The organism is Marinobacterium aestuarii (assembly GCF_001651805.1).
GTDB classification, from domain to species: Bacteria; Pseudomonadota; Gammaproteobacteria; order Pseudomonadales; family Balneatricaceae; genus Marinobacterium_A; species Marinobacterium_A aestuarii.
Window position 1 is genome coordinate 683,013 of record NZ_CP015839.1, and the last position, 16,654, is coordinate 699,666.

At 59.6% G+C, this 16,654-nt stretch carries 15 protein-coding genes and 1 pseudogene; 14 read left to right on the top strand and 2 right to left on the bottom strand.

What is annotated here, in order from left to right; genetic code table 11:
- Positions 1 to 13 precede the first annotated feature (13 nt).
- From tilS to rpoS, 10 genes are all read left to right on the top strand, one after another.
- The gene (gene tilS / locus A8C75_RS02970) at positions 14 to 1,351 is read left to right on the top strand and encodes a tRNA lysidine(34) synthetase TilS (protein ID WP_084783687.1); all 1,338 of its coding nucleotides are present in this window, start codon (positions 14 to 16) and stop codon (positions 1,349 to 1,351) included.
- Between the two features lie 230 nt (positions 1,352 to 1,581).
- Positions 1,582 to 3,207 carry a CTP synthase gene (locus A8C75_RS02975; RefSeq protein ID WP_067377907.1) on the top strand — a complete coding sequence of 542 codons (1,626 nt, stop codon included), beginning with the start codon at positions 1,582 to 1,584 and terminating at the stop codon, positions 3,205 to 3,207.
- A gap of 40 nt (positions 3,208 to 3,247) precedes the next feature.
- Positions 3,248 to 4,543 carry a phosphopyruvate hydratase gene (gene eno, locus A8C75_RS02980; protein ID WP_067377909.1) on the top strand — a complete coding sequence of 432 codons (1,296 nt, stop codon included), beginning with the start codon at positions 3,248 to 3,250 and terminating at the stop codon, positions 4,541 to 4,543.
- 280 nt (positions 4,544 to 4,823) lie between these two features.
- On the top strand, positions 4,824 to 5,117 hold the full coding sequence (ftsB, locus tag A8C75_RS02985) for a cell division protein FtsB (RefSeq protein ID WP_067292974.1): 294 nt from the start codon (positions 4,824 to 4,826) through the stop codon (positions 5,115 to 5,117).
- Positions 5,114 to 6,184, top strand: a complete 1,071-nt coding sequence (truD, locus tag A8C75_RS02990) for a tRNA pseudouridine(13) synthase TruD (protein WP_067377913.1) — start codon at positions 5,114 to 5,116, stop codon at positions 6,182 to 6,184. Before ftsB ends, truD begins: the two co-directional genes overlap by 4 nt.
- Complete coding sequence (surE, locus tag A8C75_RS02995; RefSeq protein ID WP_067377916.1) at positions 6,177 to 6,929, top strand: 5'/3'-nucleotidase SurE; 753 nt, start codon at positions 6,177 to 6,179, stop codon at positions 6,927 to 6,929. The genes truD and surE overlap by 8 nt, the downstream gene beginning before the upstream one ends.
- 26 nt (positions 6,930 to 6,955) lie before the next feature.
- Positions 6,956 to 7,594 carry a protein-L-isoaspartate(D-aspartate) O-methyltransferase gene (locus tag A8C75_RS03000; RefSeq protein WP_227819996.1) on the top strand — a complete coding sequence of 213 codons (639 nt, stop codon included), beginning with the start codon at positions 6,956 to 6,958 and terminating at the stop codon, positions 7,592 to 7,594.
- Positions 7,595 to 7,604: 10 nt separating this feature from the next.
- Positions 7,605 to 8,546 (top strand): polyprenyl-phosphate transporter, encoded by a 942-nt coding sequence (locus tag A8C75_RS03005; protein ID WP_067377922.1) that lies wholly within the window; start codon positions 7,605 to 7,607, stop codon positions 8,544 to 8,546.
- A gap of 29 nt (positions 8,547 to 8,575) precedes the next feature.
- Positions 8,576 to 9,436, top strand: a complete 861-nt coding sequence (locus A8C75_RS03010; RefSeq protein ID WP_067377925.1) for a peptidoglycan DD-metalloendopeptidase family protein — start codon at positions 8,576 to 8,578, stop codon at positions 9,434 to 9,436.
- 47 nt (positions 9,437 to 9,483) lie between these two features.
- On the top strand, positions 9,484 to 10,518 hold the full coding sequence (gene rpoS, locus A8C75_RS03015; protein WP_067377928.1) for an RNA polymerase sigma factor RpoS: 1,035 nt from the start codon (positions 9,484 to 9,486) through the stop codon (positions 10,516 to 10,518).
- A gap of 94 nt (positions 10,519 to 10,612) precedes the next feature.
- Here rpoS and fdxA read toward each other — a convergent pair whose 3' ends face one another.
- On the bottom strand, positions 10,613 to 10,936 hold the full coding sequence (fdxA, locus tag A8C75_RS03020) for a ferredoxin FdxA (RefSeq protein WP_067377931.1): 324 nt from the start codon (positions 10,934 to 10,936) through the stop codon (positions 10,613 to 10,615).
- An 85-nt stretch (positions 10,937 to 11,021) separates the two neighbouring features.
- A complete protein-coding gene (gene mutS, locus A8C75_RS03025; RefSeq protein WP_067377934.1) occupies positions 11,022 to 13,604 on the bottom strand; it encodes a DNA mismatch repair protein MutS in 2,583 nt (860 codons plus the stop codon).
- A gap of 304 nt (positions 13,605 to 13,908) precedes the next feature.
- Here mutS and A8C75_RS24225 point away from each other — a divergent pair.
- From A8C75_RS24225 to A8C75_RS03040, 4 genes and pseudogenes are all read left to right on the top strand, one after another.
- Positions 13,909 to 14,010, top strand: a pseudogene (locus A8C75_RS24225) (TetR/AcrR family transcriptional regulator); the annotation flags it as partial.
- Positions 14,011 to 14,099: 89 nt separating this feature from the next.
- Positions 14,100 to 14,444 carry a TetR family transcriptional regulator C-terminal domain-containing protein gene (locus A8C75_RS23875; RefSeq protein WP_067377937.1) on the top strand — a complete coding sequence of 115 codons (345 nt, stop codon included), beginning with the start codon at positions 14,100 to 14,102 and terminating at the stop codon, positions 14,442 to 14,444.
- Positions 14,445 to 14,727: 283 nt separating this feature from the next.
- Positions 14,728 to 15,894, top strand: coding sequence for a ComEA family DNA-binding protein (locus A8C75_RS22895; protein WP_157890204.1), 1,167 nt, complete (start codon positions 14,728 to 14,730; stop codon positions 15,892 to 15,894).
- Positions 15,895 to 16,045: 151 nt separating this feature from the next.
- A complete protein-coding gene (locus tag A8C75_RS03040) occupies positions 16,046 to 16,525 on the top strand; it encodes a CinA family protein (RefSeq protein ID WP_067377940.1) in 480 nt (159 codons plus the stop codon).
- The last annotated feature ends 129 nt before the right edge of the window (positions 16,526 to 16,654 follow it).

A 16,654-nucleotide genomic window follows, 5' to 3' on the forward strand; every position in this document is an offset into this window, starting at 1 on the left:
CTGAGGCGCGCTGATGCCAGCTGATGGGTTGCTGCAGACGTTTGAGCGACAACTGGCTGAGCAGCATCATGTCCGGCGCTGGCTGATCGCCTACAGTGGCGGTCTGGATTCCCGGGTGCTGGTCGAGCTGGCCGCCCGGGTGCTGGACCCATCCCGCATCCTGTTGCTCCACGTCAATCATCACCTGCAATCAGAGTCCGATGCCTGGGCGGCGCACTGCGTGGCCCAGGCACAGGCGCTGGGGCTGGCGATTCGGGTGCTGAATGTAGCGCCTGCCTCGGCTTCAGAGGCGGATGCACGCGACGCCCGGTACCATGCATTCGCGCGGGAACTTCGACCGGGCGACCTGCTGCTGCAGGGGCATCACAGTGATGATCAGGCTGAAACGTTGCTGCTGCGCCTTATTCGTGGTGCCGGCCCCAAGGGTCTGGCGGGCATGCCACGTCAACGAGCCATTGGCGAGGCGCAACTGCTGCGCCCGCTGCTGGATGTGAGGCGTGCGGAACTCGAGCGCTGGGCTCGACAGCACTGTTTAAGCTGGGTGGACGATCCGTCCAACAGTGCGATCGATTATGACCGCAATTTTATCCGCCACCGTGTTATGGCGCCGCTGATCGAACGCTGGCCAGGCGTGCAGGCGCGCATGGGCTTGAGTGCGGGGCTGCTGGATGAAAGTGCCGAGCTGCTGAAGGAGCTGGCGCGGGACGATCTAGAGGCCTGTCGGGGGCCGCAGGGCGGCTTGACAGGCGCCGCGCTGAGCGCCCTGTCGTTACCGCGCCAGCGTAACCTGCTGCGCCACTGGCTGACCGCCGCTAGCGGGGTCATTGTCAATGGGCCGCTGCTGGCACGCATCGAGCAGGACGTGCTGCGGGCCGGACAGGATCGGCAGCCGCAACTGCGGATCGGTGCATACAGTCTGCGGCGTTATCGCGGTGACCTCTTCCTGCTGGCGCAGCCCCAGGCCGCCAGCGCTGAGATGCTGGCACAGATCAGGCTTGCACCGGGTGATATAGCATTGCAGCACGGGCGCCTGTCGATTGTCGCGACGCGGGCTGAAGACCATTCCATCCTGGTGCACAGGGAGCAGCAGAAGCTTGTTCTGCGTACGCTGGAGCAGGTGACTGTGCGCTACAGGCGTGAGGGTGAGCGTTGTCGACCCGCGGGGCGCAGTGGCTCTCATCCGCTTAAAAAACTGTTTCAGGAGTACGGGGTGCTACCCTGGCTGCGCGATACATGGCCTCTGTTTGTGTGTGGTGACGAGATTGTCGCCGTGCCGGGACTCTGGGTCTGTGAAGGCTGGCAGGCCGAGTGCGGTAATCAGGGCTATAGTGCTGGCTGGCATCCCGCTTAGGCGCCAGCCTTGTGCGGCGAGTCGGCGCAAGCATGTTTGGGCATGGCGTGATCTGGGGTAGCGTGTTTGGGATAAAAGTTTCGGCACCTGGGAGGCACGTGACCTGTGTCTGGCTGTAGTAGCGGGCAAGGTTCCGATTGTCTGCAAGGGGGGCTTTTGCTATCCTGTGGCCCCATCTCGTGCTCGTAATTTTCCCGCATTTTTTCAACCTTCGACCATACAGGTTTTGCATGACGCGTTACATTTTCGTCACCGGTGGTGTTGTGTCCTCGCTGGGCAAAGGCATTGCATCCGCTTCCTTGGCCGCCATTCTTGAGGCCCGAGGTGTGAAAGTCACCATGCTCAAGCTGGATCCGTATATCAACGTCGATCCAGGGACCATGAGCCCGTTTCAGCATGGTGAGGTATTCGTGACGGAAGATGGCGCCGAAACTGACCTGGATCTGGGTCACTACGAGCGCTTTATTCGTACCACCATGGGCCGTCGCAATAACTTCACCACCGGCCGTGTGTATCAGCACGTGCTGCTCAAGGAACGCCGCGGCGACTACCTGGGCGGTACCGTTCAGGTGATCCCGCACATTACCGACGAGATCAAGCGTCGCGTAATCGAAGGTGCCGGCGATGCAGATGTGGCACTGGTTGAAATCGGTGGCACCGTGGGTGACATTGAGTCCCTGCCGTTCCTGGAAGCTGTGCGTCAGCTGAAGGCCGAGCTGGGCTTCTCCCGTGCGCTCTTCATGCACCTGACCCTGGTGCCCTATATCGCCACCGCCGGCGAAACCAAGACCAAGCCGACACAGCACTCGGTGAAAGAGCTGCGCTCCATCGGTATTCAGCCGGACATTCTGGTGTGCCGCTCCGAGAAGGAGCTGCCGGCTTCGTCCCGCCGCAAGCTGTCCATGTTTACCAACGTGGAAGAACGCGCTGTTATTTCCCTGCCGGATGCCAAAACCATCTACAGCATTCCGCGCATGCTCAAGGATCAGAACCTCGACGATATCGTCGTTGAACGCTTCCACCTGGATTGCCCGCCGGCGGATCTGAGCGAGTGGGATCAGGTGGCCGATGCGCACCTGAACCCAGAAGGTGAAGTCACCATTGCCATGGTCGGCAAGTACATGGAACTGCTGGATGCCTACAAGTCGCTGATCGAGTCCATCTCTCACGCTGGCATCAAGTTTCGCAAGAAGGTCAATATTCGCTATATCGACTCTGAAACCGTTGAGCAGGAAGGCGTTGATGTCCTCAAGGGCGTTAGTGCAATCCTGGTACCGGGCGGTTTCGGCGAGCGTGGCGTGGAAGGCAAGATCATGGCCGTACAGTATGCTCGCGAGAACAAGGTGCCCTATCTGGGGATCTGTCTGGGCATGCAGGTTGCGGTGATTGAATATGCCCGCAACGTGGCGGGTCTCGTCGGCGCCAACTCCACCGAATTTGAACCCAAGAGCGCGCATCCGGTGATCGGTCTTATTACCGAGTGGACGACGTCCGAGGGCGATGTCGAAGTACGTGACGAAAGCACGGATCTGGGCGGCACCATGCGTCTGGGTGCCCAGGAGTGCCAGCTGCTGGAAGGCTCCCATGTGGCCCGCGCCTATGACTCGACCCGTATTGTCGAGCGTCACCGTCATCGTTATGAAGTGAACAACAACTACGTGACCCAGCTGGAAGAAGCAGGGCTGCGCATCTCCGGCCGCTCCGCCGATGGCGAGCTGGTGGAAGTGGTTGAAGTGCCGGATCATCCCTGGTTTGTTGCCTGCCAGTTCCACCCGGAATTCACTTCGTCACCCCGCGATGGTCATGGCCTCTTTAGCGGCTTTATACAGGCCGCGCTGGCCCAGCAGGCCAAGTAACGGTTTTCAGAATACATAATAAGCTAGGAGTTTGATCCAAATGGCACAGATTGCAGATATCAAGGCGCGCGAAGTACTGGATTCACGCGGTAATCCGACGGTTGAAGCTGACGTCATTCTGGCGTGCGGCGTGATGGGCAGCGCCTGCGCACCGTCCGGCGCCTCCACCGGGTCGCGCGAAGCGCTGGAACTGCGTGACGGCGACAAGTCCCGCTACCTGGGCAAGGGTGTGCTCAAGGCCGTGGCTGCCATCAATGGCCCTATCCGTGAAGCCCTGCTGGGCCAGGATGTCACCGATCAGCGCGCGCTGGACAACATCATGCTGGCGCTGGATGGCACCGAGAACAAGTCCAAGTTTGGCGCCAACGCCATCCTGGCCGTGTCCCTGGCCGCGGCCAAGGCGGCGGCTCTGGTCAAGGGTATCCCGCTCTACGCCCATATCGCTGAACTCAACGGCACCGCCGGCCAGTACTCCATGCCCCTGCCGATGATGAACATCCTCAACGGTGGCGAGCACGCCGACAACAACGTCGATATCCAGGAATTCATGGTGCAGCCGGTGAGCAGCCCGAGCTTCGCCGAGGCCCTGCGTTGCGGCGCCGAGATCTTCCACGCCCTCAAAGCCGTGCTCAAGGCCCGCGGCCTGAACACCGCTGTGGGCGACGAAGGCGGTTTCGCACCTAACCTGGGCTCCAACGAGGAAGCCCTGGTGGTGATCCAGGAAGCGGTGTCCAATGCCGGCTACAGCCTGGGCAAGGACGTGACCCTGGCGCTGGATTGCGCGGCCTCCGAGTTCTACAAGAACGGCGAGTACAACCTGGCTGGCGAAGGCAAGACCTTCAACTCCGAAGGCTTCAGCGATTACCTGGCACAGCTGTCCGACACCTACCCGATCGTTTCCATCGAAGACGGTCTGGACGAGTCCGACTGGGCCGGCTGGGCCTACCTGACGCGCAAAATCGGCGCCAAGGTACAGCTGGTCGGGGACGACCTCTTCGTCACCAACACCAAGATCCTGCAGGAAGGCATCGACAAGGGCATCGGCAACTCCATCCTGATCAAGTTCAACCAGATAGGATCGCTGTCTGAAACCCTGGATGCGATCAAGATGGCCAAGGATGCCGGCTACAGCGTGGTGATTTCGCACCGCTCCGGTGAAACCGAAGACACCACCATCGCTGACCTTGCCGTGGGTACGGCGGCGGGCCAGATCAAGACCGGCTCCTTGTGCCGTTCCGATCGCGTCTCCAAGTACAACCGCCTGCTGCGCATCGAGGAAGAACTCGCAGGTCAGGCGCCCTACAAGGGCCTGAAAGAAATCAAGGGTCAGGCGTAAGCCGGCTTTGCCGCAGGCGTATCTCTTAAGGGGGCGCTTGCAGATAGGACGCCCCGTTACCGCTTAGGGTAACGGGGCGTTTTTTTCCATAGGCTGAATTCGAGTTGTTCGCAACTCCCTGTCCCTGCACCTAGCCCCCGTATTTCTATCAGGGGCCTTTGCCCGACCTCTGGGAGCGCAGGGCAAGAAGGGCGGGACTGCGGCATCGAGTGTGTTACATTCACCCATTAAATGTCATCTTTTCTATCCGGCTCAGGTCGGGATCTCGCTGGAGTGCATCTTGTTTCGTTGGCTCATAACCCTCCTGGTGGTACTGGTGCTTGCACTGCAGTACCGTCTCTGGTTTGGCGAGGCGAATCTGCGGGAGGTGCTGGCGCTGCGCCAGGCCATCAGCACGCAGCAGCAGGATAACGAAAAACTGCTGGAGCGTAATCGTCAGCTGGAGGCAGAAGTACAGGACCTGAAGAAGGGCCTGGCCGCGCTGGAAGAACGTGCCCGCAGTGAGATGGGCATGATTCGCGAGGATGAAACCTTTATTCAGTTGATTGAACCCCGTAGCGGATCCGCTCAATGACCCCTGATAATTTGCAGTTCCCCACCGATTTTCGCTGGCTCAATGGTGAGCCCACAGTGAGCGCCGAGATACGGCATGAAAATGCCGATTTTCAGGTTTTCGAACAGCTCGGGTTTGAGCCCGAGGGCGAAGGCGAGCACGTTTTCCTGTATATCCGCAAGAATGGCGAAAACACCGACTGGGTTGCTCGCCAGCTGGCGGGTTTCTGCCAGGTGTCACCGCGCGAAGTCAGTTATTCCGGCAAGAAAGATCGCCACGCCATTACCGAACAATGGTTCTGCATTCGCCTGGGTGTGCACCGCAACATGACCTGGAGTCTGTTTGGCGGTGACAGCGTTGAAGTACTCAAGGCTGTGCGTCATCCGCGCAAGCTTCGACTGGGTGTGCACCGCAGCAATCGCTTTCGTCTACGGCTCACTGAAGTCAGCGATATGAATGCTCTGGAGCAGCGTTTTGCACAGCTTGCCGAGGGTGTGCCGAACTACTTCGGTGAGCAGCGTTTTGGTTTCGGGTTTGGCAATATTCAGAAGGGTGTTGCCCTCATTCGCGGTGAGCTGAAGGAGCGCCAGCGCCACAAAAAAGGTCTGTACCTGTCGGCGGTGCGCTCCTGGCTGTTCAACCATTTGCTGAGTCAGCGTATTGCACAGGGTCGCTGGGCGAGCATTATGCCCGGCGATGTGCTGATGCTGGATGGTACTAACAGCTGCTTCGCAGCCGAGGCTGAGCTGGATGATCTTGCGTTGCGCCTGGCCGGCGCCGATCTGGATCTGACCGGCCCCATGCCGGGCCTGGCCGGGCGTTTGCTTGGCGGTGAGGCGGCGCTCTGGGAAACTGAAACCCTGGCTGCATGGCAGTCCCTGATCGATGATTTGACCCAGCTGGGGTTGCGCTCGGAACGTCGCAGTCTGCGGCTGCGGCCACAGGGACTTGCGATGCAACGCGAATCTGACCGACAATGCTGGCTTGAATTCGAGCTTCCGGCGGGTGCTTTTGCCACCAGCGTGCTACGGGAGCTGTGCCATTTTCGTGTATCGCGCCCCGCGACAGGCCAGAGCACTGATGATTAAAGTACTGATTTCCAATGATGATGGCGTTTATGCGCCAGGCCTGGCCGCACTGGCCGAGGCCCTTGCCAAGGTAGCCGAGATTCAGGTGATAGCGCCGGATCGCAATCGCAGCGGCGCCAGCAACTCGCTGACCCTTGATCGCCCGCTCGAGGCCCACCACCACCACAACGGCTTTATCAGCCTGAACGGTACGCCGACCGATTGTGTGCATATGGGCGTGTGTGGGATTTTCGGCATGGTGCCGGACCTTGTGGTATCCGGTATCAATGCCGGCTCCAACCTCGGCGATGACGTACTCTATTCGGGTACAGTGGCGGCGGCCACTGAGGGGCGCTCGATGTCGCTGCCGCCCATAGCGGTATCTCTGGCCGGTCATCAGCCTGAGCACTACGCCACAGCGGCGGAAGTGGTGGCGAATCTGGTGCGCGATATCGACAGTCTGAAACTGGCGCCGCGCACGGTACTGAACGTCAACGTGCCGGATGTGCCTATGAGCGAGATCAAGGGCGTGCATGTGACGCGCCTGGGTCATCGTGAAATGGCCAGCGGCCCGGTGGCATCGGTGGATCCGCGCGGTTGTACGCGCTATTGGGTCGCCGGTGCAGGTAAGGTGGCGGATCGCGAGCCTGGAACGGACTTCTATGCTGTGGAGCAGGGGTTTGTGTCCATCACGCCGATACAGATCGACATGACCCAGTACGTCGGCATGGACAGTCTGGCAGCCTGGTTAGAGGAGCCGCAGTGAGTGATGTAAACCTGCAGGGTATAGGCATGACCTCCAGGCGCACCCGTGAGCGCCTGATCCAGCGCCTGCGCGAGCAGGGCATCGCCAGCGAGGCGGTGCTGGATGTGATTCGGGATACGCCGCGGCATATTTTCATCGATGAAGCTCTGGCGCACCGTGCCTATGAAGATACGGCGCTGCCCATTGGTTTTAACCAGACCATTTCCCAGCCCTATATAGTGGCGCGCATGACCGAGCTGCTGCTTGAGGACGGCCCCTGCGAGAAGGTGCTGGAAATCGGGACCGGGTCTGGCTACCAGACCGCTGTGCTGGCGCCGCTGGTGGGGCATGTATACAGCCTTGAGCGTATTCGGCCGCTGCAGGAAAAAGCGCGTAAACGCATGAGTCTGCTGAAGCTGCACAATGCCAAGTTGCGGCACAGTGACGGTGGCATGGGCTGGCCTGCCCAAGCGCCCTTTGATGGCATTCTGGTGACGGCGGCCCCGGAAGTAGTCCCTGAAGAGTTGCTGATGCAGCTGGCTATCGGTGGGCGTCTGGTCATACCCGTGGGTGGCAGTGGCGGGCAAAAGCTCAAGCGTATTCGGCGTACCGGCGAGAATCAGTTCGATACTCAGGAATTGCTGGCGGTAAAGTTCGTACCCCTGGTAAGTGGCACTATTCGTTAAGGAATCAAGCATGAAGCAGTCGCGTAATGGGTTTCAATACCTGTTGCTGGCCGTAAAGGGAATGTTGATGGGGGCGGCCGATGCCGTTCCGGGTGTATCCGGTGGGACCATCGCCTTCATTAGCGGTATTTACGAAGAACTTATCCACTCACTGCGCAGTTTCGATATAGCCGCGCTACGGCTGCTGTTTACCCGGGGGCCGGCCGCGGCCTGGCAGCACGTGAACGGCACCTTTTTGCTGGTGCTGTTCAGTGGTATTTTGCTGAGCCTGCTGAGCCTGTCGCGGCTGGTGCTGTTTCTGCTTGATACCCATGCGCCGCTGCTGTGGTCGTTTTTCTTTGGCCTGATAGTCGCTTCGATGTGGAGTCTGTGCCGCGCGGTGCCCAGGTGGCACAGCAGCCTGCTGGTGTCTTTTGCCACCGGCGCCGTGGTGGCCTATGCCGTGACCCAGATCACGCCCTCGGCACTGGAAGCCACGCCGCTGTTTGTGTTTTTCAGTGGCATGATTGCCATCTGCGCCATGATTCTGCCGGGTATCTCCGGCAGTTTCATTCTGTTGTTGCTGGGCATGTATACGCCCATCATGCAGGCCATCCTGGGACTGCAGTTTCTGACGCTGGGGCTTTTTGGCGCCGGCTGTGCCGTCGGGTTGCTGGCGTTCTCCCGGGTGCTGGACTGGGCCTTTTCCCATCACCGCACTACTACGCTGGCGCTGCTGGGAGGCTTTATGCTGGGTTCCCTGGGCAAGGTATGGCCCTGGAAGTACACCACCGCCTACGCCATTAACCGTCACGGTGGTGAAGTGCCGCTGGTGCAGGAAAATGTGATGCCGGGAAGCTTTGAAATGCTGACAGGGCAGGATCCAGGGCTGAGTGCAGCGCTTGGCCTGATGCTTCTCGGCGTGGTGCTGGTACTGTTGATGGACCGGATTGGCCGGGCGAACCGACCATGACACACTAGGGGCTTGCAGTGACGCAGGGAATGGGAAAGTGCGTTCTTGTTCTGATTGTCATCTTCGGGCTTGCGGCCTGTAGCGGCGGCTATGCGCCTGTGGCAGAGCGCTCCATCAATAGCAAGACTAGCAACAGCAACAGTCGCCCGTTACCTGAATCCGGCTCTTACAGGGTCCGCAAGGGCGATACCCTCTATTCCATCGCCTGGCGTTACAGCCTGGATTATCGCGCCCTGGCCCGCCTCAATAATATAGACTCGCGCTACCTCATCTATGTAGGTCAGACGCTGCGTCTGCAGTCTGTACAACCCACTGTCACCAAAACATCACCGGTCGGCGCTAGCCTGCCTCTAGTGGTGACGCCTCTTGGTGGCAGTGGCAGTGCCTATGCTAGCGACAGTGCGGGCAGTGGCGCCCCACAGGTGGGCTCCACTGGCAGCAACACCGCCTCAGTGCCGGACAAGCCCCGTGCACCGGCTACCCTGGTGCGTGCACCCGCCAAGCCACAGGTTGTCCCTGCACAGAAACTGACGTGGCGCTGGCCCGCCGAAGGGCCCTTGCTGAACGGTTTTTCCAGTACCGCGACCAAGGGTATTAATATCGCCGGCAAGGCGGGTGATCCGGTGATTGCCGCGGGCCCTGGGCGGGTGGTTTACGCCGGTGACGGTCTGCGCGGTTACGGAATTCTGGTGATCATAAATCACAACCAGGAGTTCCTCAGTGCCTATGCGCATAACAGTCGCGTATTCGTCAAAGAAAATGATATGGTTAATGGCGGCGACAAAATAGCCGAAGTAGGTAGCAGCGGAGCTGCCAGGGATATGCTCCACTTTGAAATTAGACGGGATGGACAACCCGTTGATCCGTTGCGGTACCTGCCCAAACGTTAGAACATAATAAGAAACATCGATGCCTGTCTGGCAGTGGGGTTGGGTGTATGGAAAACGTTAATAACAAGGATTATGACGTGCCTGAAGACGTTTTTGAACGCGGTTTTGAAAGCGACGATTCCAATGACGACGATGCAGATTCCAACGACACCGAAGTGTCGGCGGAGAGCAGAGACGAAAAGGAACCCGCATTTCTGAACAGTGGACGCGGGCGCGGTAGCCTCGCCCACAAGGATCTGATGAATGCCAAATCGCTGGATGCGACGCAGCTTTATCTCAATGAAATCGGCTTCTCGCCATTACTGACGGCGGAGGAAGAGGTCTATTTCTCCCGTCTTGCGCTCAAGGGCTGCGAAAAATCCCGCAAGCGCATGATCGAGAGCAACCTGCGGCTGGTGGTTAAAATCGCCCGGCGCTATCTGAACCGTGGCCTGTCCCTGCTGGATCTGATTGAAGAGGGCAACCTGGGCCTGATCCGTGCGGTGGAGAAGTTCGACCCCGAGCGCGGTTTCCGGTTTTCGACCTATGCCACTTGGTGGATTCGCCAGACCATCGAGCGCGCCATCATGAACCAGACGCGCACTATTCGTCTGCCCATCCATGTGGTCAAGGAACTCAATGTCTATCTGCGGGTGGCTCGAGAGCTGGCCCAGAAGCTGGACCATGAGCCCTCCGCCGAGGAAATTGCCGCCAAGGTCGACAAACCGGTGGAAACCGTGGAGCGGATGCTGGGCCTGAACGAGCGTATCAGCTCGGTGGATATCCCGGTAGGCAAGGACTACGACAAATCCTTGCTGGACACCATTCCTGATCAGGAAAATTGTGATCCGGCCAGTTTGCTGCAGAGCTCCAATATCAGCGGCAACCTCGAGAAATGGCTCAATGCGCTGCCCGATAAGCATGCTGAAGTGCTGTCGCGACGTTTTGGTCTGCGTGGCTACGAGATGAGCACGCTGGAAGAGGTGGGCAGTGAGATTGGCCTGACCCGCGAACGGGTAAGGCAAATTCAGGTTGAGGCGTTGCGCAAGCTGCGCGAGATCGTCGAGAAGAACGGCCTGACCGGCGAAGACCTGCTGAAGTAAGGTTCAAGGCGAAAAGTGCCGAGGCATAAAAAACGGGAAATGGGTTCAATGCCATTTCCCGTTTTTTACGTCTGAAATAAATGGCTAGAGGTCGTTAGCGCTCCAGCAGCTTGAGTTTGTCGGGCTTGCCGTTCCAGTCATCGGCATCCGCAGGTGCGGCCTTTTTCAGCGAAATATTGGGCCAGATCTCCGCCAGATCCGTATTAAGCTCCACATAGATTTGCTGCTCGTCGCTCAGGTCATCATCCTGAAAAATCGCATCGGCCGGGCACTCCGGTTCGCAGAGGCCGCAGTCGATGCACTCGTCCGGGTGTATCACCAGAAAATTGGGCCCTTCATAAAAGCAGTCGACAGGGCATACCTCGACACAGTCGGTGTATTTGCACTTGATACAGTTCTCGGTTACGACAAAAGTCATGCTTGGACCTCCCGTGGCAGATTGGCCTGATAGTGGCTGACAGTATAGATCACCCCGTGCGCGCAATGGCACGGGGTGGCAAGGCTCAGGCGCCGGCCAGGGTTCTGAGCTGGTAGAGCATTTCCAGGGCTTCGCGCGGACTCAGATCATCCGGGTTCAGTGTCTGCAGGCGTTCGACGGCGGGATTAACCGGTGCCTCGACGAACATGTCGTTCTGCACCGGGGCGTTTTTCTGCGTCTGGCGCTGCTGCAGCTGGTTCGAGTCTTTCTCCAGGCTGATCAGGGTATTGCGCGCCTGCTGGATCACCTTGCGGGGAATGCCCGCCAGCTGCGCCACCTGCAGACCATAACTCTGGCTGGCGGGGCCTTCGCGCACCTCGTGCATGAAGACGATATGGTCGTTGTGCTCCACGGCGGTCAAGTGCACGTTAAACACCCCGGCGGACTGCTCCGGCATGCTGGTCAGTTCGAAGTAATGGGTCGCGAACAGCGTCAGCGCCTTCACTTCGCCTACCAGGTGGCGCGCACAGGCCCAGGCCAGCGACAGGCCGTCGAAGGTGCTGGTACCGCGGCCTACTTCGTCCATCAGTACCAGGCTCTGGTGCGTGGCGTTATGCAGGATGTTGGCGGTTTCGGTCATTTCCACCATAAAGGTGGAGCGGCCACCGGCCAGGTCATCCGACGAGCCCATGCGGGTGAAGATGCGATCGACAATGCCGATGCGGGCTGAGATCGCCGGTACATAGCTGCCAATATGGGCCAGCAGGGTGATGAGTGCAGCCTGGCGCATATAGGTGGATTTACCGCCCATGTTGGGGCCGGTAATGATCAGCATGCGCCGTTCGGGATCCAGCTGCAGGTCATTGGCAACGAAAGGATCGTCCATCACGGCTTCCACCACCGGGTGGCGCCCGCCTTCGATATGCAGGCCGGGTTCTTCCACCAGCTGTGGTGCACTGAAGTTCAGGCTTAGCGCCCGCTCAGCGAGGTTGGTCAGCACATCGAGTTCGGCGATGGCGGCGGCCGAGTCCTGCAGTGGTGCCAGCTGTTCGGCCAGGGTCTCGACCAATTCTTCGTAGAGACCCTTTTCCCGCGCCAGTGCCCGGCTCTTGGCGCTCAGCGCCTTGTCCTCGAATTCCTTCAGCTCCGGGGTGATAAAACGCTCGGCATTTTTCAGTGTCTGGCGGCGTATATAGTCCACCGGTACGTCCTTGGCCTGGGCCTTGGAGGTCTCGATAAAGTAGCCGTGTACCCGGTTGTAGCCGACTTTAAGCGTGCTGATGCCGGTGGCTTCGCGTTCTCGCGTTTCGATCTTCACCAGATAGTCGCCGGCATTCTCGCTGATGGCGCGCAGCTCATCGAGTTCGCTGTCATAACCCTCGGCAATCACGCCGCCATCCCGGATAACCACCGGCGGATTATCAATAACCGCGCGCTGCAATAGTTCGGCCAGCTGCGGGAATTCGCTGATCTGCAGACCAAGCTCAGTGATATGGGCGCAGTCGTCGGTGCGAATTTGCTGTTGCAGCCCCGGCAGTATGGCCAGGGCGTGCTTGAGCCGCTCCAGGTCTCGCGGGCGGGCCGAGCGTAGCGCAATGCGTGACAGTATGCGTTCGATATCGCCGATCTGCTTGAGCTGCGGTCCAATGTCCTCGTAGCGGTAATCCTGTTGTAGCCACTGGATAGATTGCTGGCGCGCCAACAGGGTATTGCGACAGCGCAGCGGGCGATTTAGCCAGCGTCGCAGCATGCGGCTGCCCATGGGCGTGCGGGCCTGATCCATCACCGCCGCCAGGGTATTCTCGCGCCCCCCGGCCAGGTTCAGGTCGATTTCCAGGTTGCGCCTTGTGGCGGCATCCAGCAGTACGCTGTCGTTCTGCTGTTCAACCTGAATGCGGCGAATATGCGGCAGGGTGCCGCGCTGGGTATCGCGGGCGTATTGCAGCAGGCAACCCGCCGCCGCCAGTGCCACCGGCAGATGGTCGCAGCCAAAACCGGACAGGTCATGGGTATTGAACTGCTGACACAGCAGGCGTTCGGCCGTATCCAGTTCAAAATTCCACGGCGCCTGGGGACGCTGGCCGGGGCGCGTTTCCAGCAGGGCGCCGAGCGTGCTGTCCTCGTTATACAGAATCTCGGCGGGCTTGAGGCGTTCCAGTTCGGCCCGCAGGCTGTCATCGTCACCGACCTGCATCAGGCTGAAGCGCCCGGCGCTCATGTCCAGTATGGCCAGGCCAATCGCGGACTCCTGCTTTTCCAGCGCCACGATGAGATTGTCGCGGTGTTCATCCAGCAGTGATTCGTCGGTGAGGGTACCGGGAGTGACGATGCGCATGACCTTGCGCTCCACCGGCCCCTTGCTGGTGGCAGGATCCCCGACCTGCTCGCAGATGGCCACCGACTCGCCGGCACGCACTATCTTGGCGATATAGCCGTCGGCGGCGTGGTACGGAATGCCCGCCATGGGAATCGGATTGCCGCCGGACTTGCCCCTGGCGGTCAGCGATATGCCGAGCAGCTCCGATGCCTTGCGGGCATCGTCGTGGAAAAGCTCGTAAAAATCGCCCATGCGATAGAACAGCAACTGATCCGGATGGTCTGCCTTGAGACGCAAATATTGCTGCATCATGGGAGTGTGCTGGTCGAGATTGCCGGGCTGAATGCTCATGGGAATAGTCGTGGCCTGGGTTGAACCCTCAGGCTGGATATGGCCTGAGTTGCGTGGATAACAATGGGCCACGCATTTTACGTGATTAAGCCGGCGATTCGAAGCGAAGCGCGCATTCAGTGCGTCACATTGTTCTGGAGGCGGCCGTATTTCTGACAACAAGCTTCGGCGGTGCCGGCCTGCTGGGCTGCTGCGTTTTGCAGCGCCATAAGCACTCAAGATGTACTGGCCGCATATTCGCAAGCAGGTTATTCAGATGGTTCATATCGCCAAATTTGATCGTGACACTGTGGTCAGGAGCGCCATGGCGCTTTTCTGGCAGAAAGGGTTTGGCGGAACCTCGACGCGGGATCTGCAGCAGGCGCTCAATATGCACCCCGGCAGCATTTATGCCGCTTTTGGCAACAAGGCCGGGTTCTCTCGGGAAGCGCTGGACGCCTACGCGGACGGCATGGCGAACGAATTGCTGGTGCGGGTCGAGGACAAGGATCCTTCGTGGCAGGATTCAAGGCCTTTGTGCGTCAGGTGCTGTTTGAGTCGCAGGTGGGAGCCTGTGCAGAATCCTGCATGCTGGTCAAAACGCGCATGGAGCTCGATGGCAAGAATGATGAACTGTATGCGCATGCGGGGTTGCATCTGCAGCGCATGAAGCAGCTGTTTACCCGTCTGGTCGAAGGCGACCGTCAGCGCGGCACGCTGATTGCGAGTACTCCTGTGGCGGAGCTGGCGCGCTATCTGCAGATTCAATTGATGGGCCTGCGCAGTTACAAGGCCTGTGGTGGCGAGAACACTGCGATTGAAGCGGTTATCGGGCGCCTCTTTGCAGGTTACGAGGCCTGATTATTACCCCCAGCTCGTCTGGTATATCTACTGGTTTTCGATATCAGGGCGCATGGCGCCCTTTTTGCCATCTGGGCGTAAGGGATTGAATTACCGCGCCTGCTGTTGATGAGGATATTAGTGCACTAATAGGGTGCTGATGTGCGGAAAGTCGGCGACTAAATGACGGCATCTGCGCCTATCTTTAATTTATTGTCAAATGCCGACAGTCTGTCATTCAATTACCCACCCAAATCTTTACAATACTGCGCATTTCCCCGCCCCAGTGCTCAGAGCCGCTCCCATGTACAATCAATATTACCCATACAATCCAGTGCATCACCCGGTGGTCCAGTTCAACGGCGATATTCATTATCGGATCGAGGGCGATCGTGCGCAGCTGGGTGCCGGTTTTACCATCACAGACCCGTATGCCTTCAGTCAGCGCCCTTGCCTGCTGCAGCTTTGGGCCTGCTCTTCTCGCCATGAGGGCGGCGCGCTGCAGGGTATCAAGATCGCCGAATGCCCAATCGATACCCAGGGCAGGGCAGCCGTTGTTGCTCTTGAGACCGCACTGGCGCTGCCGCCGGCGGGCCAGGACGACTATGCCATGGTGCTGGCGCTGGTTGGTGTGGGCGGCAATGGTGATGTGCAGCTGCACGACTACGCCAACTTCGCCAACCGTCAGGCCTTCAGCCAGCCGATGATACTGGGTGAGGTTCATTGCGAGGTGGGAGGGGATCATGCGAATCTGCTGGTTGATCGCATTCTTAATCCGCGCCAGGCCAGCAACCGATCCGGCTCCCTCTGTCTGGAGCTCTGGGTACTTGATGAGTCTTACCGGGGCGGCGCATTCAGCGGCACGCGGCTGGCCTCCAGGGCACTGGGTACGCTGTGTGGCGGCTTTGAATCGCTGCACAACCGTTTTGGCTTTGCCCTGAACCAGGTACCGCTTAATGGCGGATCCCTGGTGTTGATGTTGCGCGAGTGGACTGAAGCTGGCCTTCTGACCCGCGATTACCGCGTCCTGCCGTCGCCGCCGACTGAGTCCGGAGTACCGGCTGAGCTGGCGGCTGAATGTCCCCCCGCGCCGACCCTGGCGTCTGAACGCGTTGAGGCGAAAGTTACAGATGTGCCGGTTGCTGCCGAACCTATGCGTAGTCCGCTGGTGGCGGAATCGACGGTTGATCTGGGCGCCGACACACCCGCGTGCGAACCGGTGGAGATTCCGGCCGCGGCCTTTAACGCTGCTGCCGATACTAAAACGCCTGTCCCTGCGAAGCGGGCGTCCAGTCGAGTGTCGGTGAACGGTGCCAGCGCCCGGGAGCTGGCGCTGATAAAGGGCATCTCGCCACGCCTGGCGGCCGCCATCATCAGCGACCGTCCTCACGCTAGCCTGGATGCCTTGTTGCAGGTGCGCGGCATTGGCCGGCTGACCCTGGCGCGCATTCGCCCCTCTCTGAGTCTCTGAGTCGGGACTGGTCGTTGCACTGCGCGAGTGCGGCTGGCATCTTGGGTGATTCGTGATTCGTGATTCGTGATTCGTGATTCGTGATTCGTGAGCCGTAATTTGTGATTCGTAAGTCGTGAGTCGATATCAGGCGCCTTACTGGAGGGTATCTATGCAACAGTGGGTGGAACAGATCGCGCAGCGGATGCTGACGCGCCATTGGATGCTGGCAACGGCGGAATCCTGCACCGGCGGCTGGGTGGCGCAGGAGCTGACGGCCCTGGCGGGCAGTTCGGGTTGGTTCGACGCAGGTTTTGTGACCTATTCCAATGCTGCCAAGACTCGCATGCTGGGCGTGGCGCCTGAGCTGATAGAGCAGGAGGGGGCGGTGAGCGAGGCGGTGGTGCGGGCCATGGCAGAAGGTGCGCGGCGCCAGAGCGGCGGGCAACTGGCAGTATCCATCAGCGGTATAGCCGGGCCCGGCGGTGGCAGTGAGCTGAAACCCGTGGGGACTGTCTGGTTCGGCTGGGCCTGTGAAGGCCTGCCGACTGAGGCGCAATGTCACCTGCTGGCGGGGGATCGTGCAGCGGTGCGGCGCCAGGCGGTAGAAATCGCTCTGCGCGGCCTGCTGAAGCAGCTCGAAAAGGCCTGAAGGGGCGATTGGTGTCTGCAGTATAAAAAGCACTCAAAGAGGTTGCATTCCGAAAGCGATCTGGAATAATACTGTCCAAACATACAGTATCCGGTTTGGCACCAGAGTGCTGTATCCGACTAAGCGCAA